This is a genomic window from Simiduia sp. 21SJ11W-1 (genome assembly GCF_024138675.1).
In the GTDB taxonomy this organism is placed as follows: Bacteria; Pseudomonadota; Gammaproteobacteria; order Pseudomonadales; family Cellvibrionaceae; genus Simiduia.
The window spans coordinates 2,536,124-2,562,107 of the sequence record NZ_CP090959.1; the positions used below are offsets into that span (position 1 = coordinate 2,536,124).

Annotated in this window: 27 protein-coding genes; 11 read left to right on the top strand and 16 right to left on the bottom strand. The window is 56.8% G+C overall.

Going from position 1 to position 25,984, the window contains the following annotated elements; all coding sequences use genetic code 11:
* Nucleotides 1–105 precede the first annotated feature (105 nt).
* Complete coding sequence (locus L1F30_RS11235) at nucleotides 106–576, top strand: Lrp/AsnC family transcriptional regulator (protein WP_253356177.1); 471 nt, start codon at nucleotides 106–108, stop codon at nucleotides 574–576.
* A gap of 30 nt (nucleotides 577–606) precedes the next feature.
* On the opposite strand, the gene lpxL is transcribed toward L1F30_RS11235, so the two are convergent.
* From lpxL to rpsB, 15 genes are all read right to left on the bottom strand, one after another.
* Nucleotides 607–1,554: an LpxL/LpxP family Kdo(2)-lipid IV(A) lauroyl/palmitoleoyl acyltransferase gene (gene lpxL / locus L1F30_RS11240; protein WP_253356178.1), complete on the bottom strand. Its 948-nt coding sequence runs from the start codon at nucleotides 1,552–1,554 to the stop codon at nucleotides 607–609.
* Nucleotides 1,554–2,324: an acyl-ACP--UDP-N-acetylglucosamine O-acyltransferase gene (gene lpxA, locus L1F30_RS11245; protein ID WP_253356179.1), complete on the bottom strand. Its 771-nt coding sequence runs from the start codon at nucleotides 2,322–2,324 to the stop codon at nucleotides 1,554–1,556. The genes lpxL and lpxA (L1F30_RS11245) overlap by 1 nt, the downstream gene beginning before the upstream one ends.
* Nucleotides 2,325–2,331: 7 nt before the next feature.
* Nucleotides 2,332–3,102: an acyl-ACP--UDP-N-acetylglucosamine O-acyltransferase gene (gene lpxA / locus L1F30_RS11250; protein ID WP_253356180.1), complete on the bottom strand. Its 771-nt coding sequence runs from the start codon at nucleotides 3,100–3,102 to the stop codon at nucleotides 2,332–2,334.
* A gap of 96 nt (nucleotides 3,103–3,198) precedes the next feature.
* Complete coding sequence (fabZ, locus tag L1F30_RS11255; RefSeq protein ID WP_253356181.1) at nucleotides 3,199–3,636, bottom strand: 3-hydroxyacyl-ACP dehydratase FabZ; 438 nt, start codon at nucleotides 3,634–3,636, stop codon at nucleotides 3,199–3,201.
* Nucleotides 3,637–3,692: 56 nt separating this feature from the next.
* Nucleotides 3,693–4,721 carry a UDP-3-O-(3-hydroxymyristoyl)glucosamine N-acyltransferase gene (gene lpxD, locus L1F30_RS11260; protein WP_253356182.1) on the bottom strand — a complete coding sequence of 343 codons (1,029 nt, stop codon included), beginning with the start codon at nucleotides 4,719–4,721 and terminating at the stop codon, nucleotides 3,693–3,695.
* A 123-nt stretch (nucleotides 4,722–4,844) separates the two neighbouring features.
* Entirely contained in the window at nucleotides 4,845–5,357 is a 513-nt protein-coding gene (locus L1F30_RS11265; RefSeq protein ID WP_253356183.1) for an OmpH family outer membrane protein, read from the bottom strand.
* Between the two features lie 62 nt (nucleotides 5,358–5,419).
* Nucleotides 5,420–8,092, bottom strand: a complete 2,673-nt coding sequence (bamA, locus tag L1F30_RS11270) for an outer membrane protein assembly factor BamA (RefSeq protein WP_253356184.1) — start codon at nucleotides 8,090–8,092, stop codon at nucleotides 5,420–5,422.
* Nucleotides 8,093–8,146: 54 nt separating this feature from the next.
* Nucleotides 8,147–9,499 carry an RIP metalloprotease RseP gene (rseP, locus tag L1F30_RS11275; RefSeq protein WP_253356185.1) on the bottom strand — a complete coding sequence of 451 codons (1,353 nt, stop codon included), beginning with the start codon at nucleotides 9,497–9,499 and terminating at the stop codon, nucleotides 8,147–8,149.
* A 29-nt stretch (nucleotides 9,500–9,528) separates the two neighbouring features.
* Nucleotides 9,529–10,704, bottom strand: a complete 1,176-nt coding sequence (ispC, locus tag L1F30_RS11280; RefSeq protein ID WP_253356186.1) for a 1-deoxy-D-xylulose-5-phosphate reductoisomerase — start codon at nucleotides 10,702–10,704, stop codon at nucleotides 9,529–9,531.
* Entirely contained in the window at nucleotides 10,701–11,534 is an 834-nt protein-coding gene (locus L1F30_RS11285; RefSeq protein ID WP_253356187.1) for a phosphatidate cytidylyltransferase, read from the bottom strand. Before L1F30_RS11285 ends, ispC begins: the two co-directional genes overlap by 4 nt.
* Nucleotides 11,527–12,222 (bottom strand): polyprenyl diphosphate synthase, encoded by a 696-nt coding sequence (gene uppS, locus L1F30_RS11290; RefSeq protein ID WP_253361819.1) that lies wholly within the window; start codon nucleotides 12,220–12,222, stop codon nucleotides 11,527–11,529. Before uppS ends, L1F30_RS11285 begins: the two co-directional genes overlap by 8 nt.
* 52 nt (nucleotides 12,223–12,274) lie before the next feature.
* Nucleotides 12,275–12,832: a ribosome recycling factor gene (frr, locus tag L1F30_RS11295; RefSeq protein ID WP_253356188.1), complete on the bottom strand. Its 558-nt coding sequence runs from the start codon at nucleotides 12,830–12,832 to the stop codon at nucleotides 12,275–12,277.
* The gene (pyrH, locus tag L1F30_RS11300) at nucleotides 12,829–13,575 is read right to left on the bottom strand and encodes a UMP kinase (protein WP_253356189.1); all 747 of its coding nucleotides are present in this window, start codon (nucleotides 13,573–13,575) and stop codon (nucleotides 12,829–12,831) included. Before pyrH ends, frr begins: the two co-directional genes overlap by 4 nt.
* A 119-nt stretch (nucleotides 13,576–13,694) precedes the next feature.
* Complete coding sequence (gene tsf, locus L1F30_RS11305) at nucleotides 13,695–14,570, bottom strand: translation elongation factor Ts (RefSeq protein ID WP_253356190.1); 876 nt, start codon at nucleotides 14,568–14,570, stop codon at nucleotides 13,695–13,697.
* Nucleotides 14,571–14,672: 102 nt separating this feature from the next.
* The gene (rpsB, locus tag L1F30_RS11310) at nucleotides 14,673–15,416 is read right to left on the bottom strand and encodes a 30S ribosomal protein S2 (protein WP_253356191.1); all 744 of its coding nucleotides are present in this window, start codon (nucleotides 15,414–15,416) and stop codon (nucleotides 14,673–14,675) included.
* A gap of 282 nt (nucleotides 15,417–15,698) precedes the next feature.
* Between rpsB and map the strand changes: the two genes are divergently transcribed.
* Genes map through nth form a run of 4 tightly spaced genes read left to right on the top strand, consistent with a single transcriptional unit; the run spans nucleotide 15,699 to nucleotide 21,041 of the window.
* On the top strand, nucleotides 15,699–16,469 hold the full coding sequence (map, locus tag L1F30_RS11315) for a type I methionyl aminopeptidase (RefSeq protein ID WP_253356192.1): 771 nt from the start codon (nucleotides 15,699–15,701) through the stop codon (nucleotides 16,467–16,469).
* Entirely contained in the window at nucleotides 16,470–19,148 is a 2,679-nt protein-coding gene (locus tag L1F30_RS11320) for a [protein-PII] uridylyltransferase (protein ID WP_253356193.1), read from the top strand.
* A gap of 34 nt (nucleotides 19,149–19,182) precedes the next feature.
* Nucleotides 19,183–20,367 (top strand): succinyldiaminopimelate transaminase, encoded by a 1,185-nt coding sequence (gene dapC, locus L1F30_RS11325; RefSeq protein WP_253356194.1) that lies wholly within the window; start codon nucleotides 19,183–19,185, stop codon nucleotides 20,365–20,367.
* On the top strand, nucleotides 20,367–21,041 hold the full coding sequence (gene nth, locus L1F30_RS11330; RefSeq protein ID WP_253356195.1) for an endonuclease III: 675 nt from the start codon (nucleotides 20,367–20,369) through the stop codon (nucleotides 21,039–21,041). The genes dapC and nth overlap by 1 nt, the downstream gene beginning before the upstream one ends.
* 1 nt (nucleotide 21,042) lies before the next feature.
* Here nth and L1F30_RS11335 read toward each other — a convergent pair whose 3' ends face one another.
* Complete coding sequence (locus L1F30_RS11335) at nucleotides 21,043–21,519, bottom strand: hypothetical protein (RefSeq protein ID WP_253356196.1); 477 nt, start codon at nucleotides 21,517–21,519, stop codon at nucleotides 21,043–21,045.
* Between the two features lie 323 nt (nucleotides 21,520–21,842).
* Between L1F30_RS11335 and L1F30_RS11340 the strand changes: the two genes are divergently transcribed.
* From L1F30_RS11340 to moaE, 6 genes are all read left to right on the top strand, one after another.
* Nucleotides 21,843–22,184 carry an ArsC family reductase gene (locus L1F30_RS11340; protein ID WP_253361821.1) on the top strand — a complete coding sequence of 114 codons (342 nt, stop codon included), beginning with the start codon at nucleotides 21,843–21,845 and terminating at the stop codon, nucleotides 22,182–22,184.
* Between the two features lie 64 nt (nucleotides 22,185–22,248).
* The gene (dapD, locus tag L1F30_RS11345) at nucleotides 22,249–23,268 is read left to right on the top strand and encodes a 2,3,4,5-tetrahydropyridine-2,6-dicarboxylate N-succinyltransferase (protein WP_253356197.1); all 1,020 of its coding nucleotides are present in this window, start codon (nucleotides 22,249–22,251) and stop codon (nucleotides 23,266–23,268) included.
* A gap of 356 nt (nucleotides 23,269–23,624) precedes the next feature.
* Nucleotides 23,625–24,758: a succinyl-diaminopimelate desuccinylase gene (gene dapE / locus L1F30_RS11350; RefSeq protein ID WP_253356198.1), complete on the top strand. Its 1,134-nt coding sequence runs from the start codon at nucleotides 23,625–23,627 to the stop codon at nucleotides 24,756–24,758.
* A gap of 25 nt (nucleotides 24,759–24,783) precedes the next feature.
* Nucleotides 24,784–25,278, top strand: coding sequence for a cyclic pyranopterin monophosphate synthase MoaC (gene moaC, locus L1F30_RS11355; RefSeq protein WP_253356199.1), 495 nt, complete (start codon nucleotides 24,784–24,786; stop codon nucleotides 25,276–25,278).
* Nucleotides 25,271–25,519, top strand: coding sequence for a molybdopterin converting factor subunit 1 (gene moaD / locus L1F30_RS11360; protein WP_253356200.1), 249 nt, complete (start codon nucleotides 25,271–25,273; stop codon nucleotides 25,517–25,519). Before moaC ends, moaD begins: the two co-directional genes overlap by 8 nt.
* Nucleotides 25,516–25,980, top strand: coding sequence for a molybdopterin synthase catalytic subunit MoaE (gene moaE / locus L1F30_RS11365; RefSeq protein WP_253356201.1), 465 nt, complete (start codon nucleotides 25,516–25,518; stop codon nucleotides 25,978–25,980). The genes moaD and moaE overlap by 4 nt, the downstream gene beginning before the upstream one ends.
* The last annotated feature ends 4 nt before the right edge of the window (nucleotides 25,981–25,984 follow it).

Here is a 25,984-nt window from a genome sequence, read left to right on the forward strand (position 1 = left end):
ACCCCCATTGTATGCCGCATTCAGGCATGAAAATTTCCAACACATGCCCTAAAATAGGCACATAAAGAAATATTCTTCTAGCCAATTTCTTAATAATGGTAATTTATGCCCACCAACGAAAACACCTTAGATGCCATAGACAGGCACATTCTCACCCTGCTGCAGCGCGACAGCACGCTGTCGGTACAGGCCATTGCCGAGCGGGTAAACCTCACCACCAGCCCCTGCTGGCGACGCATTCAGCAACTGGAGGCGCAGGGGTTTATTCAAAGCCGGGTGGCGCTGCTTTCGCGCGAGCGGTTGAACTTGGGTGTGGATGTGTTTGTGTTTATTCGCACAGACCAGCACAACGATGCCTGGCTTAACGAATTCGCCGAGGCGCTGCACGCCATGCCCGAGGTGATGGAGGCCTACCGCATGAGCGGCGATGTGGATTACCTGCTGCGAGTGGTGGTATCAGACATCAAAGCTTACGACGGCTTCTACAAACGCCTGGTAAGCAAGGTGAAACTCGCCGATGTAAGCTCAAGCTTTGCCATGGAAAGCATGAAATACACCACCGCCCTGCCCCTGTAGCAAGCAGTGCTTGAGCCTTCAGGCAATAAATTAGCGGCGGCGTTTGCGCTTTTTACCGTAGGGTTTTGGCTCGCCCGCAGGGCGGGTTTTAAAGCGCCGGTGCACCCAAAGGTAGGTTTCAGGCGCGCGCCTTACCTGCGCTTCAAAGATATCGTTCAGGCGCTGCACATCGGCAGTTTCATCATCACTTGGGAAGTCTGCAAGTGGCGCCTCGAATACCAGCCGGTAGCCACGACCCTCAGGCAGGCGCTCAAAATCCATCACCAGCACTTTGGCCCGGCCGAGTTTGGCAAAGCGCGATGTGGCCGTTACCGTGGCCGCAGGTACACCAAAAAAGCGCGCCCACACGCCCTGCTTAATGCCGTAATCCTGATCGGGCGCGTAAAGCACTTTGGCGCCCTGGCGCAAAAAGCGCAGCATGGTGCGAACTTCTTTGCGCTCAAAGGCCACCACACGGCATGGGTCCATGCGTTGGCGCGCGCGGCGCTGCACATATTCCAGCACCGGGTTTTTATGGCGCCGGTACATGCCGGCAAAGGGGTGATACATGGTGGCCAGAATCACCGAGAGCTGCACGCTGCAGGTATGACGGGTGACCACAATGGCACCCTGCTCGCCCAGTGCCTGGATGTGCTCCAGGCCCTCTACTGTCAACAGATTTTCAAGGCGCGCACGGGGGCGAAACCAGGCCATCAAGAGCTCGATAAAACCCACACCCATTTCGCGCATATTGCGCCGCAACAACTGGCTGCGCTCAGCCTCTGAAAGCGCCGGGAAGCACATTTGCAGGTTAATAGCGGCAATGCGTTTGCGCTCTTTGGCAAAGGCCTGAAACAACGCACCCACACCGCGCCCCAGCGCCATTAACCAAGGGTAAGGCATGCGCGCTATCAACCAGCACACGCCCAGCGCCAGCCACAGCAACCAATAGCGCGGGTGTAACATCACCGCGCTGAACTGTGGTTGATCCTGGCCCATTACTTAACGATTCCGCGGTTGCTTGTGCGCACAAATTCCATGAACTGGGCCACGGCGTCAAACTCGCTTGCCAGGGGTGCCAACAACGCCTCGGCCTCGGCCTGCGATGTGCGCTGGCGCACCAATACTTTATAGGCTTTTAAAATAGCGGCTATGCATTCGGCACTGAAACCCTTGCGCTTTAAACCCACCTTGTTAATGCCGTAGGAGCGCGCGTAATTGCCAGACACAATTACAAACGGCGGCACGTCGCGGTTAATGGCCGCGCCCATGCTGGTAAAGGCGTGGGAGCCGATGCTGGTGAATTGGTGCACCAGGGTAAAGCCGCCCAGAATACATTGGTCGCCCACGGTCACGTGGCCTGCCAACGAGGCCGAATTGGCGAATACATTTTTGTTGCCCACCGCGCTGTCGTGCCCTATGTGACAGTAGGCCATAAACAGGTTGTCGCTGCCGATTTTGGTGAGCCCGCCGCCCTTGGGCGTGCCGCGGTTGAACGACACATATTCGCGAATGGTGTTGCGATCGCCAATTTCCAGGCGGGTAGCCTCGCCCTTGTAGCTTAAGTCCTGGGGCTCTTCGCCAATGGAGGCAAACTGGAAAATGCGGTTGTCGCGGCCGATGTGTACCGGCCCGTTTATGGCCACGTGTGAACCAACGCGGGTACCGCTTTCAATGCGTACATGTGCACCCACCACCGTATAGGGGCCGATGGTTACGCCCTCGGCGATGTGTGCGGTTGGATCGATAATTGCGGTGGGGTGAATCATAAAAGGCTCAGCGTACGATGCCCCGCTCAGAGCTACGCAGTGAATCGATCAAGGCCGTGAGCGCGGCTTCATTTGCGGCCATTTCATCAAGGCTTGCCAGCGCCTCTTCCAAACGCAGCCCGCGCCGGTAAATTAACTTGAACGCCTTGTTCAACACCGCCAGTTGCTCTTTGCTAAAGCCACGCCTGCGCAGGCCTTCGGTGTTGATACTTTTGGCCTCGGCGGGATTGCCTGAAACGGTTACATAGGCGGGCACGTCTTTGCCAATGGCAGACCCCATGGCGGTGAAGGCATGGGCGCCGATTTTGCAAAACTGGTGCACCAGGGTAAAGCCACCCAGAATCGCCCAATCGCCAATGTGTACATGGCCTGCCAGGGCTGCATTGTTCACCAGCACACAGTGATTGCCCACAATGCTGTCGTGCCCTACGTGTACGTAGGCCATCAACAAATTGTGGTTACCTATGGTGGTTTCAGAGCGGTCTTGCACAGTACCGCGGTGCAGAGTCACACCTTCGCGAATCACATTGTGATCGCCAATCACCAGGCGCGTGGGTTCGCCTTTGTATTTCAAATCGGGGGTAGATTCGCCCACACTGGCAAATTGAAAAATGTGGTTGTGCTTGCCTATGCGCGTGGGGCCTTTAATCACCACGTGGGATTCAACAATGGTGCCGCTGTCTATTTCAACACCTGGCCCGATTACCGAGAAGGGCCCCACCTGCACATCGGGTGCAAGCCTGGCGGATGGGTCAATGATGGCGCGGGGATCGATCAATCCTACGTCCTTAACTGGGCAGTGGTGAACAAGCCTGCCAACCAGTGAGGCCTGGCGGGCTTGTGTAAAACGCAATTATAGGTTTTTTCAGGCCAATTACACCTGGCGATCAGCACATAAAATGGTGGCCGAGGCCGCCAGCTGGCCATCAACGGTGGCCTTGCAATCAAACTTCCAGATGCCGCGCTTGGCAGACACCACGCGCGACTCCAGGCGCAACTGATCGCCCGGCACCACCTGGCGCTTGAAACGCACATCATCAATGCCGGCAAACAGGTAAATTGAGCCGTCGGCCGGGCGTTTATCCAGAGTTTTGAAACCCAAAATGCCAGAGGCCTGGGCCAGCGCTTCGATGATCATCACACCGGGAAAAATGGGCGCCTGTGGGAAGTGGCCGTTAAACACATCTTCATTGGCAGACACATTTTTAATGGCCACTATGTGCTCACCCTCAACCAGCTCCAGCACCCGGTCAACCAATAGAAAGGGGTAGCGATGCGGCAGGTATTCCTTTATTTCTTTGATGTCCATCATGTCTTTACCTTAACGTGTGCTGGTGCAACCGCCACAGACGATTACCGGATTTTGTCTTAGTCGCCCGAAGGCTCGCGCTTTTCCAATTCACGCACGCGCTTAGACAGCTTGTCTAGCTGGCCAAACCGGGCGGCCTGGCGGCGCCAATCTGACGTGGACAACATGGGCGTACCCGAAGACCAGGAGCTGCCGGCCTCGGTGATAGATTTGGTAACCACTGTGCCACCAGAGACGTGTACGCCATCGGCAATAGTGATATGCCCGGTAACGGCTACGCAACCGGCAATGGTGCAGCGCTCGCCAATGCGGGTTGAACCCGCAACTGCCGTGTGTGCCGCAATGGCCGTGTGATCACCAATAACCACGTTGTGCCCGATCTGAATGAGATTATCGAGCTTCACATCATTGCCGATAATGGTATCTTCCAGCGCACCACAATCGATACAGGTATTTGCGCCAATCTCTACCTTATTCCCGATGCGCACCCCACCCAACTGATGCACTTTCACCCACCCGTCTTGCGTGGGGGCAAAGCCGAAACCATCGGCACCAATCACGGCGCCACCGTGCACAATGCAATCTTCGCCCAACGTGACCTGCGGGTACAAGGTTACATTGGCAGCCAGGCGCGTGCGTGCGCCCACAACCGAGCCCTCGCCCACCACACTGGCTGCGCCCACACTGGCGCCCGCCAAAATGCGCGCACCGGCTTCAATCACCGCGCGCGCACCAATACGTGCGGTGGGGTCTATAAACGCGCTTTCAGCAACTTCCGCACTGGGGTGAATCTCGCCACTGCTGTTGGCTTGCGGGGCAAACAGGGCGGTAATTTTGGCGTAACACTGGTAAGGGTCAGGATGTAACAGCGCATGGCCTGCAAATTGATCGGCCATGGAGGGGTGCATAACCACCACACCTGCGCGGGTTTCTGTGAGGTATTTGGCGTAGCGCGGATTGGCCAGAAAACTCAAATCTGCGGGGCCGGCCAGAGCCAGTGTTGCCAAGCCTTGCACAGCGTATGCCGGGTCGCCGCGCAATTGCGCGCCCGTGTGTGCCACCAAGTCTGCCAGAGTGTATGTGGTCACCTATCCCGCCTTTTGCAATTTCAGGTCTTCGTGGGGTTCTGTGGCTTTAAAAGCCGGAAAAGGCGAACCCCTGGGGGGTATCGCCTTTTCATCAGGTAACGCAGGTGTGCCCTGCACTACAACTTATTTTGCTTTGTTCAGCTTCTCGGTCACTTTCGCGGTGATATCCAGCGAAGGTTCCGCGTAGTAAGCGGTTTGCGTGCTCAACACAATGCCAATGCCTTCGGCGCTGATCACATCTTTCAAGGCAACCTGGGCCTTGGGGTTCAGCTCTTCCATTACGCGCTGGGCGGTGGCGTTGCGCTCGGCTTGCAGCTTTTTAACAACCAGCTCCAGATCCGCGCGGGCGTATTCCATTTTCTTACGGTGCTCGGCGGATTGCTCCTGGTTCCAGGTTACGCCGTTTTTCTCGGCCTCTTTGGCCATTTTCTGAAGCTCTGCACGCAGCGACTCGAACTTGGCCTGCATAGAGGCAAATTCAGAGTTGCTTTGCATGTCTTGCATGCGCTTTTTAGCCATGTCGGTATTTAAAATGGCAGACTGTAAATCAAACACAACCACTTTATCGGCAGCCATGGCCATAGGGGCTGCAATCAGCGCGACAGTCAACAACAAAATCGAATTCAGTTTAGACACTTTTATTCTCCGTTCTACTAATGTGTGCCACGCAAACGCGTAGCGCTAAATTTGTTCTGAATTTAAAAGGCGGTACCCAGTGAGAACTGGAAGGTTTCGCGCTCATCTTCAGGATTATATTGGAAAGGCTGCGACAAACTAAAGGTCAGCGGGCCAAATCCGCTGATCCAGGTAAGGCCCAGGCCATAAGACGCAGACATACGGCTCATATCAACATCAAAACAGTTTTGCTGATAGAAGCCACACTGGGTATTAAACACATTACCGGCATCTACGAAAAAGGCCGCCTGCAGCATACGCTGATCTTCAATAAACGGCAGCGGGAACAGCAATTCAACACTGCCTTCGATCAACACGTTACCACCGAAGGGCAGATCATCGCGGCCGATTACACTGGCGCGCAATTTATCCTGAATACAAACATCAGCACCCTGTTTATAGATAACGTCCCGGGTTTGGTCACACAAAATGTAGCCACCCTGGAATGTATCGTAACGGCCATCGCCATCGGTATCTTCTGCACCTACGCCGGGGCCCTGGGCACCAAAATAGGGGCCAACCACATCGTAAGTAGCCGCTGGCGTACTGCGCGGGCCAAGAGTGTTGCGCTTAAAGCCCCGCACCGAGCCGAAGCCACCGGCATAGAAGTGCTCAAAGAACGGCAGAATGCTGGTTTTGCCGTAGGAATCTGCGTAGCCAAGATCACCCCTGAAACGCAGGGTAAAATCGCCATAAATTGGCTGGAAGTATTGGCCCGAGTAGCGGAGCTTATAAAACTCCATGTCGCTGCCGGGTACTGAAAACTCCAACGACAAATTGTGCGACGAACCACGGGTTGCCAGCTGGCCACGGTTTAATGTGGACTTGGCCCAAGACAGCGTAAACGGGAAGCTGTCGAAGCGGTCGCCATTGGCATCAATAAAGCCTTCCGGGTTGTTCAGTGTGTTGACAACCTCGTCAATGGGGCTACTGAAATCCAGTGCAGGTGCGCCACCTGAGATGGGGTTTGTATTTGCGGCATTCACTTCATCAATGAGCGTTTGCAGGTCTGATTCGGTGATGAAATTGCTATCAATACCTTCAATCAGGTTCGGGCTGCGCTTGATTTCCTGCACCGCCGATCGGCCGGTTTTGATAAACATATTGGTATAGCCGATACCAAAACCGATGCGTTCAACCTCTGAAATGGGGTAGCCGAAGTTGAGGTTGGCGCCGTAGGTGTTGGTTGAATAGCTGGCAATGTTAATCTGGCTGAAGTCTGTCGCGCGATAGAAGACGCTGAAGCCTCGGCTTACGCCATCTACAGTGAAGTATGGGTCCATGTAGTTAAAGCTGTACACCTGTTGGTATTTACTGGTGTTAACAGAAATACCCACGCGTTTGCCGGAGCCCATCCAGTTGTTTTGCTGGATGTTGGCGCCCAACACCAAGCCCGTGCCCTGGGCGTAACCCACACTTGCACCAATGGAGCCCGAGGGCTGCTCTTCTACAGTGTATTCAACATCAACCAAATCGGCCGTGCCTGGGACTTCGTTGGTTTCAACCTGCACCTCTTTAAAGAAGCCCAAGCGCTCAAGTTTGAGCTTTGAGTATTCGATGTCGGAGTTTTTCGCGGAAGCGCCTTCCATCTGGCGCATTTCACGGCGCAACACTTCGTCTTTGGTTTTGGTGTTGCCGCGGAACTCTACCCGGCGCACATAGGCGCGCTTACCCGGGTCGATAAAGAAGGTGACATCCACAAGGCCGGTTTCGGCGTTTAGCTCGGGAATACCGCGCACTTCGGCAAAGGTATAGCCCTCGTTGCCCAGGCGCTTGGTGATGTAATCGGAGGTGGTGGTCATCAATACTTGCGAGAAGGTCTCACCTTCGCGCACCAGTATCAGGCGGCGGATGTAAGCCTCTGGCAAAATCGGGTCGCCGGCGAGATCCACCTTGCCGATTTTATAAACCTCACCCTCTTCAATATTGATGGTGATATACACCGATTCTTTATCGGGGCTTACGGAAACCTGGGTGGATGGCATGCGGAATTTCAAATAGCCGCGATCCATATAGTGAGATTCTAGCCGCTCTATATCGCCGGTGAGCTTTTCGCGGGCGTATTTGTTATCGCTGGTAATCCAGCTCAACCAACCGGTGGTTTTAAGTTCAAACAACTCCAGCAACTCTTCATCGCTAAAGGCGTGATTACCCACGAGGTTGATGTGCTCAATGGAGGCAACCTTGCCTTCATCGATGGTGATCTGCAGTTTTACCTGGTTGCGCGGCAAATCGATCACTTCGGTTTTTACACTGGCGCTGTAGCGACCCTGGGCCACGTACTGGCGCTGCAGCTCTTGGCCCAGGCCCTCCAGGGTTACGCGCTTGAAAATCTGCCCTTCAGACAGGCCGTTTTCACGCAGGCCTTTCATCAAATCTTCAGTTTTGATGGCCTTATTGCCTTCCAGCACTATCTCGCTGATGGCCGGGCGCTCTTTTACGGTGATAACCAGCACACCTTCGTCGCGGCCGATTTCAATATCGGCGAAGTGGCCGGTGGCAAACAGGGAGCGGGTAGCGTCCTGAATTTCAACGGTATCCATAAAGTCGCCGATGCGCACGGGCAGCGCTGCGAAGACGGAACCGGCAGACACACGCTGCAGGCCTTCAACTCGAATATCGGTAACTCGGAAACTTTCGGCATAAACCGCTGATGTGAAAACCAGGGAGGCAATTAATAAGACAAGACGCTGCATAATTTCTGTTCTAATTTATAAATTCAGTGCTGCAATGTGGATGCTCGTGGCCATTCAAAGGCGCATGATGTCGTTGTACACAGCCAACATCATCACACCTAATACCACCAGCAAGCCCAGTTGATAGCCAACCATTTGAACCTTTTCCGGTACCGGGCTGCCTTTTACCAGCTCGACCAGGTAATACATCAAATGACCGCCATCCAATACCGGAATGGGCAAGAGATTAAACACGCCCAGACTGACGCTGAGCAGGGCCAGAAAGCCGATGTAAAACTCCCAACCGGCCTTTGCCGAAGCGCCCGCCACTTTAGCAATGGTTATGGGGCCGCTCAAGTTTTTAGTGGATATTTCACCAACTAACAACTTCTTGACAGAAAGCAAGACAAAACCCGAGGTTTCCCACGTTTTTTCAACGCCTCGCCACAAACCCTGCGCCAAGTTGTAATCTTTATGGCGCAGGTAGCCCTCTGGCCACTCGGGCACTTTCGGAATAACCCCCACCTGCCCCACGGTTTTACCGTTTTGCTCAATCGCCTTCGGGGTCACGAACACGCTCAGGCGTTCGACACCGCGCTCAAGGGTTAGTTCAACTTCCTGCCCCGGGCGCGCCTGCACCTTGCTGGTAAAGGCCTCCCAATCGGCCACAGGCTCTGCATCTACGGCAATTACCCAATCACCGGCCTGAAGCCCGGCGCGCGCTGCCGGTGAATCGGGCTGCACCTCGGCCACTTCTGCCTCATACACAGGCCGAAACGGCGTCAAGCCCAAGCCCTTCAGCACATCGGGCTCTTCATCGCCGGCCAGCCAATCGGTGAGCTCGGCCTCGGATATGTATTCAAGGCTGGAGTTGGGGTAGCGCACGGTAAAGGTAATGCGGCCGGTTTCACCCAAGCGGTTCAGCAATTGCTGGTGCACGGCCTGCCAGGAATCGGTGGGCTCACCGTCTACGGCCACGATTTCCTGGCCTTCCTCAATACCGGCAAACGCCGCGATTGAATTGGGCGCAACCGCCCCAATCACCGGCGCCACCTGGGTGACACCGGGCATGACCATGATCCAGAACAGCACTATGGCCAATAAAAAGTTAGCCACAGGCCCGGCCGCCACTACGGCAATGCGCTGGCCCACGGTTTTCTGGGTAAAGGCCTGGCTGAGCAAATGCTCCGGCACATCGCCCTCGCGTTCGTCGAGCATTTTGACGTAGCCACCCAAAGGGATTGCGGCAATGCAAAACTCGGTGCCGTGTTTGTCGTACCAGCTGGCCAGCGGCTTGCCAAAGCCCACAGAAAAGCGCAGTACTTTAATGCCGCATTTGCGCGCCACCCAAAAGTGGCCGTATTCGTGAATGGTGACCAACAAGCCCAGTGCCACCACGAACCAAATAATCGTCTCTACGTGTGCCATTCGATACTCCAGGGCCCAGGGCCGATTCTTTACCGGGGCTGTGTGCCCAGTGCGTGATTGGCCGCCTCGCGGGCCAGCGCATCCACCGCCAACACGGCATCTATGGTGCTTGGTACTGGCGCTTGAACCGCCTGCATCACCTGTTCATTGATATGGGCGATGCGATCAAAGGGCAAGCGCCCGTCTAAAAAGGCAGCCACGGCCACCTCATTGGCGGCATTCAATACCGTGGCGGCCGCACCGGTTTGGGCGGCTTCATAGGCCAGGCGCAGGCAGGGAAAGCGCCCCAGATCCGGCGCCTCAAAATCCAGCCGCGCCGCGGCAATCAAATCCAGCGGTGCAACACCCGATGCTATCCGCTCGGGCCAAGCCAGTGCGTGCGCGATGGGTGTGCGCATATCCGGGTTACCCAATTGCGCCAACACCGAGCCATCCACATATTGCACCATGGAATGAATAACGCTCTGCGGGTGTATCACCACGTCGATTTGATCACTGTTTGCATTAAACAGCCAGCAGGCCTCAATGAGCTCCAAGCCCTTGTTCATCATGGTGGCAGAATCCACCGATATTTTGCGCCCCATAGACCAATTGGGGTGGGCGCAGGCCTGCTCGGGCGTCACAGCCGCCAAGGCATCGGGCGACCAGGTGCGGAACGGGCCGCCGGAGGCGGTGAGCAAAATCTTGCTGACCCCGGCCGCTTGCGGCGCGCGATAGCCCACAGGCAGGCACTGGAAAATGGCGTTGTGCTCGGAATCTATGGGCAGCAGCGTGGCGCCGTGGGCGGCCACGGCCTCCATGAACAAATGGCCGGCCATCACCAGCGCCTCTTTGTTGGCCAGCAACACTTTTTTGCCTGCGCGCGCGGCGGCGAGCGTTGGCAACAAGCCGGCAGCACCCACAATGGCCGCCATCACCACCTGCACCGCATCGGCCTGGGCCACCTCGGCAAGCGCACTTGGGCCTGCCAGAACCTGGGTGTCGGTATCGCAGAGCGCCGCGGCCAGCGGCTCGGCATATTGTTCATCGGCAATTACGGCGTAGCGCGCGCCGTGGGCGCGGGCCTGCTCGGCCAAGGCCTGCCACTGTTGGGCCGCCGTTACGGCGTAAACGCGGTACTTATCCGGGTGGCGGGCAATCACATCGAGCGTGCTGACACCAATGGAGCCCGTTGCCCCCAGCACTGTGATGTTCTGTAGGCTCATAGGAGCTCGAAGCCGGTCATCAATACGCCCAGCGCCATCACTGGCGCGGCTGCGGTAATGCTGTCTATACGATCGAGCACACCGCCGTGGCCCGGCAACAATTGGCTACTGTCTTTAATGCCGCGGTGGCGTTTGAGCATGCTTTCCACCAGGTCACCCAACACAGACACCAGGCTTGCAGGCACCACAATGGCCAACAGCAACGGCAGGCGACCCTCGCCTAACCACAGCCCCAAGGCCGTGGCCCACAAGACGTTGGTAGCGAGCCCGCCCCAGAAACCTTCCCAGGTTTTGCCGGGGCTTACCTGAGGCGCCAGCTTGTGCTTGCCAAAGCGCCTGCCCACGAAGTAGCCACCGATGTCGGCACCGGCCACCACGCACACCACCATCAGCATCAACCAGGCGCCGCCCGGCAGCTCGCGCAGGTAACACAGCGCGAGCCAAGCAGGCACCAGCACCAGCCAGCCAATGGCCAGGCGTGCAATGGGCGCGCCCCACAAGATAGAGCTGGACGGATAGCCCTGCACCCACAAGAGGCTCAAGGCCCACCAGAGGCTGCCCACAAGCAGAAGGTTGCGCAGCCACTCTAGGTCCAGCGCACTGCTGAGGCCTGTTACCACACCCGCCAGCGCCAGCATGGCTGCAGTGGCCGCCACATAGGCGCCGCGCAACCAGTAATTGGCAACACCCGATAAATTAGACCACTCCCAAGCGGCAATCAGCACCGCCGTGCCCAGCAGCAGCTGGAACAATGGGGTTGGCAAATAATGGAGCGCTGCAAGCAGCACCGCCATCAACAGCACTGCAGTAATTATGCGCTGTTTAAGCACGCGCAACCTCCTCGACCTGGTCGCCACTGAGGCCGAATCGGCGTTGGCGACGGTAGTAATCCTGGGCCGCATCCAGCAGCGACTGCTCGTTAAAATCGGGCCAATATTGATCGCTGAAATACAGCTCGGCATAGGCCGCCTGCCACAACAAAAAGTTGCTGATGCGGTATTCACCGCCGGTGCGAATCAATAAATCCAAGGGCGGTGCATCGGCCAACTGGGTGTGGGCGTGCAGGGCCTGATCATCAATGGTTTCAAGCGCGCGGTTGCCTGCGGCCACCTCCAAGGCCAGCGCCTTGGCGGCGTTGGCGATATCCCACTGGCCGCCGTAGTCGGCAGCGATCACCAGGCGTGTGCGGCCCGCTGCGGTAAGTGCTTCGGCATCTTCAATGGCTTGCAAAATTTTAGGGGAGAAACGGTCGCGGCGACCAATCACCTGCAGGCGCACGCCCTCATCGTGCAGCTTGCGGGCTTCGCGCTGCAGATAGAGCTGAAACAAACTCATCAGCGCCTCTACCTCTTTGGCCGGGCGCTGCCAGTTCTCGCTGCTAAAGGCGAACAGGGTCAGAACCTCAACCCCCTCTTTTTGGCAGGCGCGCATCACATCCCTGATGCGCTCAACGCCGGCCTTGTGGCCGGCAGGTCCGGGCAGCTTGCGCTGTTTAGCCCAGCGGTTGTTGCCATCCATAATGATGCCAACATGGCGTAAACGATTGCTTGTCACACAAGTCTCCAGGCAATTAAATTGCCATCAGATCCTGTTCTTTCGCCGCCAACGCTTTATCGACTTCAGCAACATACTTATCGGTGATTTTCTGAATTTCGTCGGCCGCACGACGCTCGTCGTCTTCACCGATTTCCTTATCATTCACCAGGCCTTTTACCTGCGCCAGCGCATCGCGGCGCACGTTGCGAATAGACACACGGGCGTTTTCCGCTTCGGCCTTGGCCTGCTTGGTGAAGCCCTTGCGGGTTTCCTCGGTCAGTGCGGGCATTGGCAGGCGAATCACGCTGCCGGCGGTAGACGGGTTCAGGCCCAGATCCGATTTCATGATGGCACGCTCGATCTCGGGCACCATGTTTGGCTCCCAGGGCGATACCGACAAGGTGCGACCATCTTCAACAGAGATGTTGGCCACTTGGCTCAGCGGCGTTTTGGAGCCGTAGTAATCAACCTGAATGGAATCCAGCAGGCTTGGGTGCGCACGGCCTGTGCGAATTTTATTGAAGTTGTTGCCCAGCGCTTCAATGGCTTTGTGCATGCGGCTGTCGGCATCTTTTTTAATATCTTCAATCATTGTTCTTCCCCTTTTTTCGTTTCTTCTATGAGGGTGCCTTCGTCATTACCCACGGCGATATTCAATAGCGCCCCCGCCTTGTTCATTTTGAAAACCCGCACCGGCATGTCGTGCTCGCGGCACAGGCAAATGGCGGTGAGGTCCATAACCTGAAGTTTTTTATCCAGCACTTCGTCGTAGCTGAGCTGGCTGTATTTGGTGGCGCTGGAGTCTTTCATTGGGTCGGCTGTGTAGACGCCATCCACTTTGGTGGCCTTAAGCACGATATCGGCCTCTACTTCAATACCGCGCAAACAGGCTGCAGAATCGGTGGTGAAGAAGGGGTTGCCGGTGCCGGCCGCGAAAATCACCACCTCGCCGCCTTTCAGGAAGCGGATAGCGCGGCGGCGATCATAGTGCTCAACAATGCCGCTCATGGGAATGGCAGACATCACGCGCGAGGAAATATTGCTGCGCTCCAAGGCGTCGCGCATGGCCAGGGCGTTCATCACAGTGGCCAACATGCCCATGTGATCACCGGTGACCCTATCCAGGCCCGCCGCCGAGAGCGCCGCGCCGCGAAACAGGTTGCCGCCGCCAATCACCAGGCCTACCTGCACGCCAATCCCTACCAACTGACCAATTTCCAGCGCCATTTTGTCCAGCACTTTAGGGTCGATACCGAACCCTTCCTGCCCCATCAGCTCTTCACCGCTGAGTTTCAACAAAATGCGTTTGTACTTTTTGTCCCGACTACTGGCCATGGTCTGCTCCGCGCTCAAAAAATTCGTGGCAGTTTAACAGCAAAAAGAGGCTGGGTGCGACACCCAACCTCTTCTTTTACAACGCCCTCAGCCCACGGGAGCCGAGGGTTTCACAGGGTTTAGCCTTTTGAAGCTTGAACCTGTGCGGCAACTTCGGCAGCGAAGTCTACTTCGGCCTTCTCGATACCCTCACCCACTTCAAAGCGCGTGAAAGAAACCACCTCGGCGCCGGCGTCTTTCACCAGCTTGCCAACGGTCACCTCAGGGTTCTTAACGAATGCCTGCTCGGTCAAGCTCACTTCTTTCAGGAACTTGTTGATACGGCCAACCATCATCTTCTCTACGATTTCAGCAGGCTTGCCGGCCATGTCTGGCTGGGCCTTGATGATGTCTTTTTCTTTCTCAACCACTTCGGGCGCAACCTGATCGGGGTTGACTACCTGCGGGTTAACAGCGGCCACGTGCATAGACACGTCTTTGGCAAGCTCCACATCACCGCCTTTGAGCTCGGTGATTACCGCAATGCGGTTGTTGGAGTGAACGTAAGCGCCTACAACGCCTGCGGCGGCTTCGATTACAACAATGCGACGCACGCCGATGTTTTCACCGATTTTCTGTACCAGTGCCGAGCGGGCATCTTCCAGCTCACCTGCCATCAGGGCTGCAACATCAGACTGCTTTTCAGCGAAGGCCTTATCAACCACCTTGCCAACAAACGCCAGGAAGTTTTCGTCGCGGGCAACGAAGTCGGTTTCAGAGTTAACTTCAACCAACACGCCGTAGCTGCCGTCTTCTGCAACTTTAACGGTAACCACACCATCAGCTGCGGTACGGTCGGCTTTCTTGGCGGCTTTCAGGCCTGAGGCCTTGCGCAGGTTATCGATGGCAAGCTCGATGTCGCCCTCAGACTCAACCAGTGCCTTTTTGCACTCCATCATGCCCAAACCGGTGCGCTCGCGCAGTTCTTTTACCATTGAAGCGGAGATAGCTGACATAAACCTATCCTCTTAAATTAAATAACTGTTCATGGGAAAAAGGGGGCCAAGCCCCCTTTTCATGGTGCACACCCAAGGTGTGCACAGCGACAAGACGCGAAATTACTTAGCCGCAGCTTCGTTTGCTTCTACGTACTCGTCTTTGTTTACAACAGCAGCACCGCTCGCAGCGATGCCTTCCAGGCAGGAATCGGCAGCCGCAGTTACGTACAGTTTGATCGCACGAATGGCGTCGTCGTTACCGGGGATAACAAAGTCAACACCGTCTGGGTTGCTGTTGGTATCAACGATACCGAACACAGGAATACCCAGGTTGTTGGCTTCCTGAATGGCGATGCGCTCGTGGTCTACGTCGATCACAAACAGTGCATCAGGCAGGCCGCCCATTTCCTTGATACCACCAATGGAGTTTTCAAGCTTTTCCATCAAACGGGTGCGCATCAGAGCTTCTTTCTTGGTCAACTTGTCAAAGGTGCCGTCTTGGCTCTGGCCTTCGAGATCACGCAGACGCTTGATTGACTGGCGAATGGTCTTGTAGTTGGTCAGCATACCGCCCAACCAGCGGTGGCTAACATAGGGCTGGCCAGCGCGCTGAGCCTGCTCCTTGATCACCTTTTGCGCCGCGCGCTTGGTGCCCACAAACAGAATTTTCTTCTTTTGGGCAGCCATGGTCTTCAGTGCGTCTAGGGCGCTGTTGAAGGCCGGCACAGTGTGCTCGAGGTTGATGATGTGAATTTTGTTGCGGGCACCAAAGATGTATTTGCCCATCTTCGGGTTCCAGTAGCGGGTTTGGTGGCCAAAGTGCACACCAGCCTGCAGCATTTCGCGCATGCTTACTTGAGACATAACAGTTTCCTTTCGGGTTGAGCCTCCATGACCCCCACTGACCAACCCCAAAGCCTTGCAAATCAAGGCTTTAAGGCACCCAGGTCAAGCGTGACGGACCATGTGTGACGTTAAAGTAATTTCGCCAGATCGTTCCAGCGGCGCGCTTTATACCACACTCGCGTGCAAAGGCAAAGAAAAAGCACGCCCGGGCCACCTGCCGAGGCCTACAATTATGGGGTACAATGCCGCCTTTTGCGCCCTCACGGGCACCTTTAATGCAGTCAAGGAACCCCTATTACAATGTCCGCAACCATCCGAACCCCCGACGAAATTGCCAAAATGCGGATAGCCGGCCGCATGGCCGCCGAGTGTCTCGAAATGATTGAGCCGCACGTGGTGCCCGGTGTCACCACCGAAGCGCTGGACAAACTGATCCACGATCACATCGTCAACGTGCAAAAGGCCACCCCGGCCTGCCTTGGCTACAAGGGCTTCCCCAAATCTGTGTGCACCTCGGTCAATGAAGTGATCTGCCACGGCATCCCATCAGACAAAAAAGTGCTGAAAAAGGGCGACATCATCAATATTGACGTCACAGTAATCTACGACGGCTACTACGGCGACACCTCCAAAATGTATTTTGTGGGCGACGTGCCCTCCCATGCCCAGCGCCTGGTTCAAATTACCCAGGAATGCCTGTACAAGGCCATCGAGCTTGTAAAACCCGGCTGCCGCCTGGGCGACATTGGCGCCATTATCCAGCAGCACGCTGAGAGCAACTACTACTCGGTTGTGCGCGAATACTGTGGCCACGGCATTGGCGATGTCTTCCACGAAGACCCGCAAATACTGCACTACGGCACGGCTGGCACCGGCATGGAGCTCAAAGAAGGTATGTGCTTCACCATCGAGCCCATGGTGAACGCCGGGAAGCCCGGCACCAAGTTGCTGGGCGATGGCTGGACGGTGATCACCAAAGATCGCCGCCTCTCGGCCCAATGGGAACACACACTGGCAGTCACAAAAGACGGTGTGGAAGTGTTAACTGCGCGCAAGGAAGAGTCGTTCTAAGTGAAAAATACGCCCTACTTTGAGCGCACCCCCTTCTTTTTTGACCAAAGCCACTTTCGGGCCCGCCTGGCAGACGGCGCGCCCATCCCCATCTTTAAAGATGCCCTGCACGCCGCCAAGGTCAACTTTGATCGCCGCTTCCGCGAGGGCGAAGACATTCGCACACTGGTGTATGAGCAGGCCCACTTTGTGGACTTCATTCTGCATTACGCCTGGCACCAGTTTAACTGGCAAGGCGGCGTGTGCCTGGTTGCCGTGGGCGGCTATGGGCGCGGCGAGCTGCACCCGGCCTCAGACGTAGACCTGCTGCTATTGCACGAAGAGCAGGCGCGCGACCCGAATCTGGACGCCATCGAAGGCTTCTTCACCTTCCTGTGGGATATCGGGCTGGAGATCGGCCACAGCGTGCGCACCCTTGAGCAGTGCGTGGAAATCGCAGCCCAAGACATCACCGTGGCCACCAACATTATGGAAAGCCGCACACTCAGCGGCGATGCCGGCCTGCGCGAGGCGCTGATGGCGCGCACAGGGCCCGATAAAATCTGGGCGCCCGATGCGTTTTTTAAAGCCAAGTTCCAAGAGCAACAAGAGCGCCACGCCAAGTACGACAACTCCTCCAACAACCTTGAACCCAATGTAAAAAACGCCCCCGGCGGGCTGCGCGACATCCAGATGATTGGCTGGGTGGCCAAGCGCTTTTTTAACGTGCGCACTATTCGCCAGCTGGAGGGCCGCGGCTTTTTTACCGAGGAAGAGTTCGCCATTTTACTCACCGGCGAAGAGTTTTTGTGGCGCGTGCGCTATGGCCTGCACATGCTGGCCAAGCGCGGCGAAGAGCGGCTGCTGTTCGACCACCAACGCGAACTGGCCACGCTGTTTGGCTACCAAGACACCGCCGAGCGGCTGGCCATCGAGCAGTTTATGCACCGCTACTACCGCATTGTGCAGGCGCTGCAAGAGCTCAACGATGTGCTGCTGCAATTTTTGAGTGAAGCCATTTTACAAAGCGGCCAGCAACAAAATGTCGAGCCCATCAATGCGCGCTTTCAATTGCGCAACGGTTTTATTGAGGCGGCCTACACCAAAGTATTTGAGGAAGACCCAAGCGCGCTGCTGGAAATTTTTGTGCTCATGGGCCGCGACAAACGCATTCTCGGCGTGCGCGCATCCACCATCCGGCTGATCCGCGAGTGCCGCCACCTGGTAGACGAAGCCTTTCGCGCAGACCCAGACAACGCCGCGCTGTTCATGGAGCTGATGCGCTCGCCCTACAGCCTGGTGCGCCAACTGAAACGCATGAAGCGCTACGGCATTTTGGGCCGCTACCTGCCGGAGTTCGACAAAATCACAGGCCAAATGCAGCACGACCTCTTCCACATCTACACCGTAGATGAGCACACGCTGCTGGTCATGAAAAACATGCGCCGCTTCCGCCTGCCCCAGGCGCAGGAAAAGTTCCCGGTGGCGCACCACATCATGAAGCGGCTTGCCAAGCCCGAGCTGCTTTACATTGCCGGCCTCTACCACGACATCGCCAAGGGCCGCGGTGGCGATCACTCGATGTTAGGCAAAGTGGATGCCGAGGCCTTTTGCGAGCGCCACGGCCTAAGCGGGCGCGAAACGCGCCTGGTAAGTTGGCTTGTGGAGATGCACCTGTTGATGTCTGCTGTGTCTCAAAAGCAAGACATTTCAGACCCGGATGTCATCCATAAATTTGCGCTGCTTGTGGGCGACCAGTTGCGCCTTGATTACCTCTATTTGCTCACCGTGGCCGACATTAACGGCACCAACCCCGACCTTTGGAACACCTGGCGTGCAAGCCTGATGCGCCAGCTGTACCTGGAAACCAAGCGCGCGCTAAGGCGCGGGCTTGAAAACCCCATCGACCGCCAGGAAATGATTGTAGAAACCCAACAGGCGGCCATTAGAAAACTGGAAGACAAAAACTTTTCAGAGCCACAGGTGCGCGCACTCTGGGGCGACATGGGGGAAGATTATTTTCTGCGCGAAACGCATCTGGATATCGCCTGGCACACAGAGGCCATCGCCTGCCACAGCAGCGACGAACCGCTGGTACTGATTCGCCAAAGCCGCTTTAACGGCATGGAGGGCGCCACCCAGATTTTCGTGCGCACCAAAGACCGCGACAACGTGTTTGCCGCCGCCGCCAACGCGCTTTCGGGCTTGCATCTGGATATTCAGGACGCCCGCATTTACAGCTCAACCGACGGCTACACCATCGATACCTTCTTTGTGCTCGACGAAAACGGCGAGCCCACCCACCACGACAGGTTCGATACCATTCGCCGCGCACTGCACGACGAACTGGCGCTGGTAGACGAATACCCGGATATTATTCAGCGCCGCACGCCACGGGTGCTGAAGCATTTCGCCATGCCCTCACGCACCATGATCAGCAATGATCTACTGGCCGGCACCACGGTGCTGGAGGTCATCAGCCCCGATCGCCCGGGCCTGCTCGCCGCCATTGGGCGGGTATTTTTGGATTACGGCATTCAACTGCAAAACGCCAAAATTGCCACCCTGGGCGAGCGGGTTGAAGATATTTTCTTCATTACCGATCGCGATGGCCAACCACTGTCCGACCCAGCGCTGTGCGAAGCATTGCAAACGGGCATTTGCAAAGCGCTGGACGACATAGTAGGCCAGCAAAGCTAAGCGCACAGATAAAAACACACGCAAAGAGTCACACATGAACCCCGATTTACAACAGCTGCAGGCCTACCCCTTTGAGCGGTTGGCCCGCTTAAAGCAGGGCCTTACACCGCCCGATATCGCGCACATTGCCCTGAGCATTGGCGAGCCCAAGCACCTGCCACCGGCCTTTGCGCTAAAGGCACTCACCGACAACCTGGCGCGCCTGGGCAACTACCCCGCCACCAAGGGGCTGCCCGAATTGCGCCAGGCCATCGCCCGGTGGCTGACCTGCCGTTTTCAATTAAGCAATGTGGATGCTGAAACCCAGGTACTGCCGGTAAACGGTACGCGCGAGGCGCTCTTTGCTTTTGTGCAAGCCGTGATAGATCGCACCCGCGATGCGCTGGTAGTGAGCCCCAATCCCTTCTACCAAATTTACGAGGGCGCAGCGTTTCTGGCCGGTGCCGGCATTCACTTTTTAAATTGCGACAGCAACAATCAATACCTGCCCGATTACGACGCCGTACCGGCGGATGTATGGCGCAAGTGCCAGGTGCTGTTTGTGTGCAGCCCCGGCAACCCGACTGGCGCTGTCACCTCTATTGCCACCTTTAAAAAATTGATTGCGCTGGCCGACCAATACGATTTTGTTATCGCCAGCGACGAGTGCTATTCAGAGCTGTATTTCGATGCGCCTCCACCGGGCCTGCTGCAAGCCTGTGAAGCCATGGGCCGCACAGACTTCCGCCGCTGTGTGGTTTTTCACTCGCTGTCAAAGCGTTCGAATTTACCGGGGCTGCGCTCGGGGTTTGTGGCCGGTGATGCCGAAATTCTGAAACCGTTTTTGCTGTATCGCACCTACCATGGCTGCGCCATGCCGGTGCCCAACCAGCTGGCCTCCATTGCCGCCTGGCAAGATGAACAGCACGTGGCAGACAACCGGGCCCGCTACCGCGAAAAATTCGATGCAGTGCTGAGCGAGCTTGCCGGCTGCCTGGATGTTTCGCTGCCTGAGGCGAGCTTTTATTTGTGGCCGAAAGTTGAAGGCGAAGATACCCGCTTCGCCCGCGACCTGTTTGCCAGCCAACACGTTACGGTGTTACCGGGCAGCTTCATCGCCCGCGATACCGCCACCGGCAACCCGGGCGCCAGCCATGTGCGCATCGCCCTGGTTGCAGAGCTAGACCAATGCCTGGCCGCCGCGCGCCGCATTAAAACCTTTGTACAGGCAGGCAGTTAATGGCCGCCCCAACAGCTGCCCCCAAAAAAGCTGAACGGGTTGCAAAGGTACTGGATGAACTGGAGCGCCTCTACCCCACCACGCCCGTGCCACTGGATCACAAAGATCCTTACACTTTATTGGTGGCGGTGCTGCTTTCGGCCCAGTGCACAGACGAGCGCGTCAATCAGGTAACGCCGGGCCTCTGGGCCCTGGCAGACAACCCCTTCGACATGATGCACGTACCAGTTGAAGACATAAAAGCCGTGGTGCGCCCGTGCGGGCTTGCACCGCGCAAGTCGCAAGCCATTTCAGATTTATCGCGCATTCTGGTTGAAAAATACCATGGCGAAGTACCGCAAGATTTGGCACTGCTCGAAGAGCTACCGGGCGTTGGCCACAAAACCGCAAGCGTTGTGGTAAGCCAGGCCTTTGGGATTCCGGCCTTTCCGGTAGATACCCACATTCATCGCCTGGCCCAGCGCTGGGGCCTCACCTCGGGCAAGAATGTGGTGCAAACAGAAAAAGACCTGAAGCGCCTGTTCCCCGAAGAAAAGTGGAATAAATTGCACTTGCAGATCATTTTTTACGGCCGCGAATACTGCACGGCGCGCGGCTGCGATGGCACCGTTTGCCCGCTGTGCCGCTGGTGCTACCCCAACCGCAAGCGGGCTAAAAAAACACTGAAGGCCTAGCTTACAAATCGCGCGCCTCAAACGGGTTGCGGCGCGCAACGCCCGCTGCAGCTGTGGGTGCTTCCTGTACTTGCGGCGCCAGCGCCAGTTGGGATGGGTCGAAGTCTTTTTGCAAAAAAGACGGCGTTTGGCGGCGTGCCGGTTCGCCTTGCAGTTGCAGGCAGCCGCACTGTTCCATACGGCACTCGCCACCAAGTGATTTGATAAGTTCAACCAGCGCCCGCGCACGGGCTTCTGGCAGGCCGTCTTTCAGCACAACCAAGCGGCCGGTGAAATAGTGGCGCAACCTGTTAAGGCTTCGGATTTTGAACTGGCGCGCGAATGCCTTGGCCAGCGCATTGCGGCTCACACCCTCGCAGCCCTGCCCCCAAAACACCACTTTGTAGCGCAGGCCCTGGCCGGTTGAGGCGCCTTTGTGCGATAAAGAAACAGCAACCTGTTGCTTAAGTGTTGAATCAGTGCGGTTTAAATTGTGCATGGGCTGTGTCACGTCCTGTGTTACCTCTTGAGAATAGCTGCCACCTCTATGACCGGAAGAACTTGTACGCTGGTTACAATTTTAAGTAAAGAAATACCCGCGCTTTAGAACAAAGCTGTTTAAGGGGCTTTTACGCGGTTATTTGATTGGTTATTAAAGCCCGTAAATTATTCAGCCCCATCACTTGCTACCACATCACAAGCGCCCTGATCGGCCCCAATCCGCAGCCGGGCACCCTATGGCCAGGCCTTTGGCCATGCAGGATTGGGGCATCTCTGGTATCCTTGCGGCCCTTTATGAATCCACAACCCGTGTTAATTGCGATGAATACCCTCTACGGCATTAAAAATTGCGACACCGTAAAAAAAGCCCGCAAGTGGCTGGACGACCAAGGTATTAGCTACCAATTTCACGATTTCCGCGCAGACGGCCTCACCGAGACACAGGCACAAAGCTGGTTTGAGGAGCTGGGCTGCGCGCTGATCAACAAGCGCAGCACCACCTGGAAGCAACTGACTGCCGACCAGCAGGCACAGGCCCCGACCAATCCGGCGCCTTTGTTGGTGGAATTCCCCACATTGATCAAACGCCCGCTACTGGACACCGGCAGCAAGCGGCACCTGGGCTTTAAGGCCGACCACTACCAGGCCTTGTTCAACACCTGATTACCAGAAACACATAACTAGAAACACACAACACATTTACCAAGAACTCAACTCGGGATACCACATGTCTCTTTACGCACTTGGATTGGGTGTAGGCACCCACAATGCAAATGGCCAATGGCTGGAAGTTTTCTACCCGGCGCCCAGGCTCAACCCCTCGCCCGCGCTGGTAGAGGCCGTTAATAGCCTGTTCAGCACCCCCGGCAGCCACGCCATGAGCCAACAGCAAGCTGCAACCCTTGCCGATACACTGGCAACTGCCGATGCAGAACTGGCTCAGGCGCTGCAAACCCTCAGCCAATCAAACCAGTCACTGGTTGCCGTTTTGCTGAGTGAAGACGCAGCACCGGCCGATGTGCCAGCAGCCTATTTAAAGCTGCATTTGTTATCGCACCGATTGGTAAAACCCCACGGCACCAAGCTCGATGGCATGTTTGGCGTGCTGCCCAATGTGGCCTGGACCAACGAAGGCGCCATAGATCTGGCCGAGCTGCCCGCACGCCAGCTCAAGGCGCGCACCCAGGGCCGCGTGATTGACGTAGCCTGCGTAGACAAATTCCCGAAAATGACCAACTACGTAGTGCCCAAAGGTGTGCGCATTGCCCACACCGCGCGGGTGCGCCTGGGCGCCTACCTGGGCGAAGGCACCACCATCATGCACGAGGGTTTTGTGAACTTTAATGCCGGCACCGAAGGCCCGGGCATGATTGAGGGGCGCATTTCAGCAGGCGTTTACGTGGGCGCAGGTTCAGACCTTGGCGGCGGCTGTTCCACCATGGGCACCCTGTCTGGTGGCGGCAATATTGTGATTTCTGTGGGCGACAACTGCCTGTTGGGCGCCAACGCCGGCATTGGCATTCCACTGGGTGATCGCTGCATTGTAGAGGCCGGCCTCTACATTACCGCAGGCACCAAAGTGCGTTTACTGGACGATCAGGGCGAGCTGGTACAGGAAACCAAGGCCCGCGATCTGGCAGGCCAGAGCGATTTGCTGTTTCGCCGCAACTCGCTTACCGGCGCCATTGAATGCAAAACCAATAAAACCGCAATTGCCCTTAACGAGGCGCTGCACGCCAACAACTAAGGCCCGCGCGGTGAAAAATTCCCTGCGCCACTTGCTAGAGGCTCGCTGATCGGTCAGGCCATCCTTTCTTCCTTGCCGGGTTGCGCCATGATTGCGTCATTTGCGTGTCAATCCAGGGCTTGCCAGACGAAAGGTTGGCAAGCCCTGGCCACAGGCTCTGCTGGAATCTACTGCCGGGGTACGCCGTAAATGCGTCTATGCAGGCGCGGCGGCGTAGGCGCCGGCCACGAGCCCGATAGCAAAAGCAAATAGCAGGTACTCCCCAGCCACCTCGCAAGATTGAAATCTTGCGCGTTAAAATAAATCTGCTGTGCCGGCATTCGCCGCACAACCAAACTACGTCACAAGGATCGCCCATGAGCTCTCCCACAATCCAACTGGCCTGCGACTTGATTGCCCGCCCCTCTGTCACGCCTCGCGATGAGGGCTGCCAGGAGATGATGATCGCGCGCCTTGAAGCCATTGGCTTTCACGTTGAGCGCTTGCGTTTCGGTGAGGTAGATAACTTCTGGGCCGAGCGCGGTAGCGGCGGCACGCTGCTGGCCTTTGCCGGCCACACAGATGTGGTACCCACAGGCCCCGAGAGCCAGTGGCGCTTCCCTCCCTTCGAGCCCACATTGCACGAAGGCATGCTCTATGGCCGCGGCGCTGCCGACATGAAAGGCAGCCTGGCCGCCATGGTTACCGCCTGCGAAGATTTCGTAGCAAAGCACCCCAGTCACCCGGGGCGCATCGGCTTTCTGATTACCAGTGATGAAGAAGGCCCGGCGGTAGATGGCACGGTAAAAGTGGTGGAATGGCTGCAGGCCAACAACAAAAAGATCGACTGCTGCCTTGTGGGTGAGCCATCATCCACCCACAAGGTGGGCGATGTCATTAAAAATGGCCGGCGCGGCTCGCTGGGCGCCAAGCTCACCGTAAAAGGCATTCAAGGCCACGTGGCCTACCCGCACCTGGCCGATAACCCCATTCATGCCATGGCCCCGGCGCTTACTGAACTGGCAGCCGAAATGTGGGATGGCGGCAACGAATTCTTCCCCGCCACCAGCTTTCAGGTGTCTAATATCAACGGCGGCACCGGTGCCACCAACGTGATTCCCGGTGAAGTGGAAATCGTGTTTAACTTCCGCTTCTCTACGGAAGTCACCGAAGATATTTTGCGCACCCGCACCGAAGCCATTTTGAAAAAACACGGTTTGAATTACGCGGTAGAGTGGAACCTTTCAGGCCAGCCCTTTCTCACAAGCCAGGGCGAACTGGTGGATGCCATTGTGGGCGCCATTGAAGATGTGGAGGGCCGGAAAACCGAGCTTTCAACCGCCGGCGGCACCAGCGATGGCCGCTTCATTGCGCCTACGGGTTCGCAAGTAGTGGAGTTGGGGCCGGTGAACGCCACCATCCACAAAGTGGACGAGTGCGTCAGTGCGGCAGATCTCGACAAACTGCACTGCATCTACCTGCGCACCCTCGAGCGCTTGCTGCTCGGTTAATTCACCGCAAAACTCAGGAGGCCCAGTGGCAAAACTCACACATTTAAACGCCCAAGGCGAAGCACATATGGTGGATGTTGGCGCCAAGGCCAACAGCCAGCGTGAAGCGCGCGCCGAGGCCTATGTTTGCATGGCAGCGGCCACCCTCGCCCTCATTACCGGGGGCGGCCACAAAAAAGGCGACGTGCTGGCAGTGGCCCGCATCGCCGGTATTCAAGCCGCCAAAAAGTGCGCCGATCTCATTCCCCTGTGCCACCCGCTTATGCTCACCCACATTAAAGTGGCACTCACCCCCGAGCCCGAGCGCTCGCGCGTGCGCATTGAAAGCTGCTGCAAACTGGTGGGGCAAACAGGTGTGGAAATGGAAGCCCTCACGGCGGCCTCGGTGGCGGCACTGACGCTCTACGACATGTGCAAAGCGGTGGATAAAAACATGGTGATAACCGGCGCGCGGGTGCTGGAAAAAAGCGGCGGCAAAAGCGGCCACTATGTGGCAGACACAGAGGCCCACCATGATTGAAGTTAAATTTTTCGCAAGCCTGCGTGATCAATTGGGCACAGACGCCCTCAGCCTTGAGGCGCACAAGATCACCACCGCAGCCGAGGTGCGCGCGCAGCTCATCGCAAACCACCCCCACTGGCAAACACCGCTGAGTGCCGAAAATCTGCTGGTTGCCATCAACCAAACCATGGGCAATTTCTCGACATCTGTGCACGATGGCGACGAGGTGGCCTTCTTCCCCCCGGTAACTGGCGGATGAAAATACAGGTAAAGGTTCAAACCGAAGATTTCGACATTGCCGCGCTCTACCGGCAACTGCAGCAAGACTGCCCGGCGGTGGGCGCCATTGTCACCTTCACGGGCCTTGTGCGCGAGATAAACCTCAACAGCCAAGTGGGCGGATTGTTTTTAGAGCACTACCCGGGCATGACCGAGAAAACCCTGCACGCCATTGCCGAAGATGCTGGCAAGCGTTGGGCGTTGGCGCAGGTGATTATTGTGCACCGGGTAGGCCAGCTGCACCCGGCAGATCAAATTGTGTATGTGGGCGTGAATTCGGCGCACCGGGGCGACGCCTTTGCAGCCTGCGATTTCATTATGGATTTTCTGAAAACCCGCGCCCCCTTCTGGAAGCGTGAAACCACCCCCGAAGGTGAGCGCTGGGTAGACGCGCGCGCCTCAGATCAAGCCGCTGCCAAGCGCTGGCACACAGGCGACTAGCCAG

What these genes read in the sequence shown, in the direction of transcription:
- L1F30_RS11235 (WP_253356177.1), top strand. Translation starts at nt 106, where the DNA reads ATGCCCACCAACGAAAACACCTTAGATGCCATAGACAGGCACATTCTC.
- lpxL (WP_253356178.1), bottom strand. Translation starts at nt 1,554, where the DNA reads ATGGGCCAGGATCAACCACAGTTCAGCGCGGTGATGTTACACCCGCGC.
- lpxA (WP_253356179.1), bottom strand. Translation starts at nt 2,324, where the DNA reads ATGATTCACCCCACCGCAATTATCGATCCAACCGCACACATCGCCGAG.
- fabZ (WP_253356181.1), bottom strand. Translation starts at nt 3,636, where the DNA reads ATGATGGACATCAAAGAAATAAAGGAATACCTGCCGCATCGCTACCCC.
- bamA (WP_253356184.1), bottom strand. Translation starts at nt 8,092, where the DNA reads ATGCAGCGTCTTGTCTTATTAATTGCCTCCCTGGTTTTCACATCAGCG.
- rseP (WP_253356185.1), bottom strand. Translation starts at nt 9,499, where the DNA reads ATGGCACACGTAGAGACGATTATTTGGTTCGTGGTGGCACTGGGCTTG.
- ispC (WP_253356186.1), bottom strand. Translation starts at nt 10,704, where the DNA reads ATGAGCCTACAGAACATCACAGTGCTGGGGGCAACGGGCTCCATTGGT.
- uppS (WP_253361819.1), bottom strand. Translation starts at nt 12,222, where the DNA reads ATGGATGGCAACAACCGCTGGGCTAAACAGCGCAAGCTGCCCGGACCT.
- frr (WP_253356188.1), bottom strand. Translation starts at nt 12,832, where the DNA reads ATGATTGAAGATATTAAAAAAGATGCCGACAGCCGCATGCACAAAGCC.
- pyrH (WP_253356189.1), bottom strand. Translation starts at nt 13,575, where the DNA reads ATGGCCAGTAGTCGGGACAAAAAGTACAAACGCATTTTGTTGAAACTC.
- tsf (WP_253356190.1), bottom strand. Translation starts at nt 14,570, where the DNA reads ATGTCAGCTATCTCCGCTTCAATGGTAAAAGAACTGCGCGAGCGCACC.
- rpsB (WP_253356191.1), bottom strand. Translation starts at nt 15,416, where the DNA reads ATGTCTCAAGTAAGCATGCGCGAAATGCTGCAGGCTGGTGTGCACTTT.
- map (WP_253356192.1), top strand. Translation starts at nt 15,699, where the DNA reads ATGTCCGCAACCATCCGAACCCCCGACGAAATTGCCAAAATGCGGATA.
- dapC (WP_253356194.1), top strand. Translation starts at nt 19,183, where the DNA reads ATGAACCCCGATTTACAACAGCTGCAGGCCTACCCCTTTGAGCGGTTG.
- nth (WP_253356195.1), top strand. Translation starts at nt 20,367, where the DNA reads ATGGCCGCCCCAACAGCTGCCCCCAAAAAAGCTGAACGGGTTGCAAAG.
- L1F30_RS11335 (WP_253356196.1), bottom strand. Translation starts at nt 21,519, where the DNA reads ATGCACAATTTAAACCGCACTGATTCAACACTTAAGCAACAGGTTGCT.
- L1F30_RS11340 (WP_253361821.1), top strand. Translation starts at nt 21,843, where the DNA reads ATGAATACCCTCTACGGCATTAAAAATTGCGACACCGTAAAAAAAGCC.
- dapD (WP_253356197.1), top strand. Translation starts at nt 22,249, where the DNA reads ATGTCTCTTTACGCACTTGGATTGGGTGTAGGCACCCACAATGCAAAT.
- dapE (WP_253356198.1), top strand. Translation starts at nt 23,625, where the DNA reads ATGAGCTCTCCCACAATCCAACTGGCCTGCGACTTGATTGCCCGCCCC.
- moaD (WP_253356200.1), top strand. Translation starts at nt 25,271, where the DNA reads ATGATTGAAGTTAAATTTTTCGCAAGCCTGCGTGATCAATTGGGCACA.
- moaE (WP_253356201.1), top strand. Translation starts at nt 25,516, where the DNA reads ATGAAAATACAGGTAAAGGTTCAAACCGAAGATTTCGACATTGCCGCG.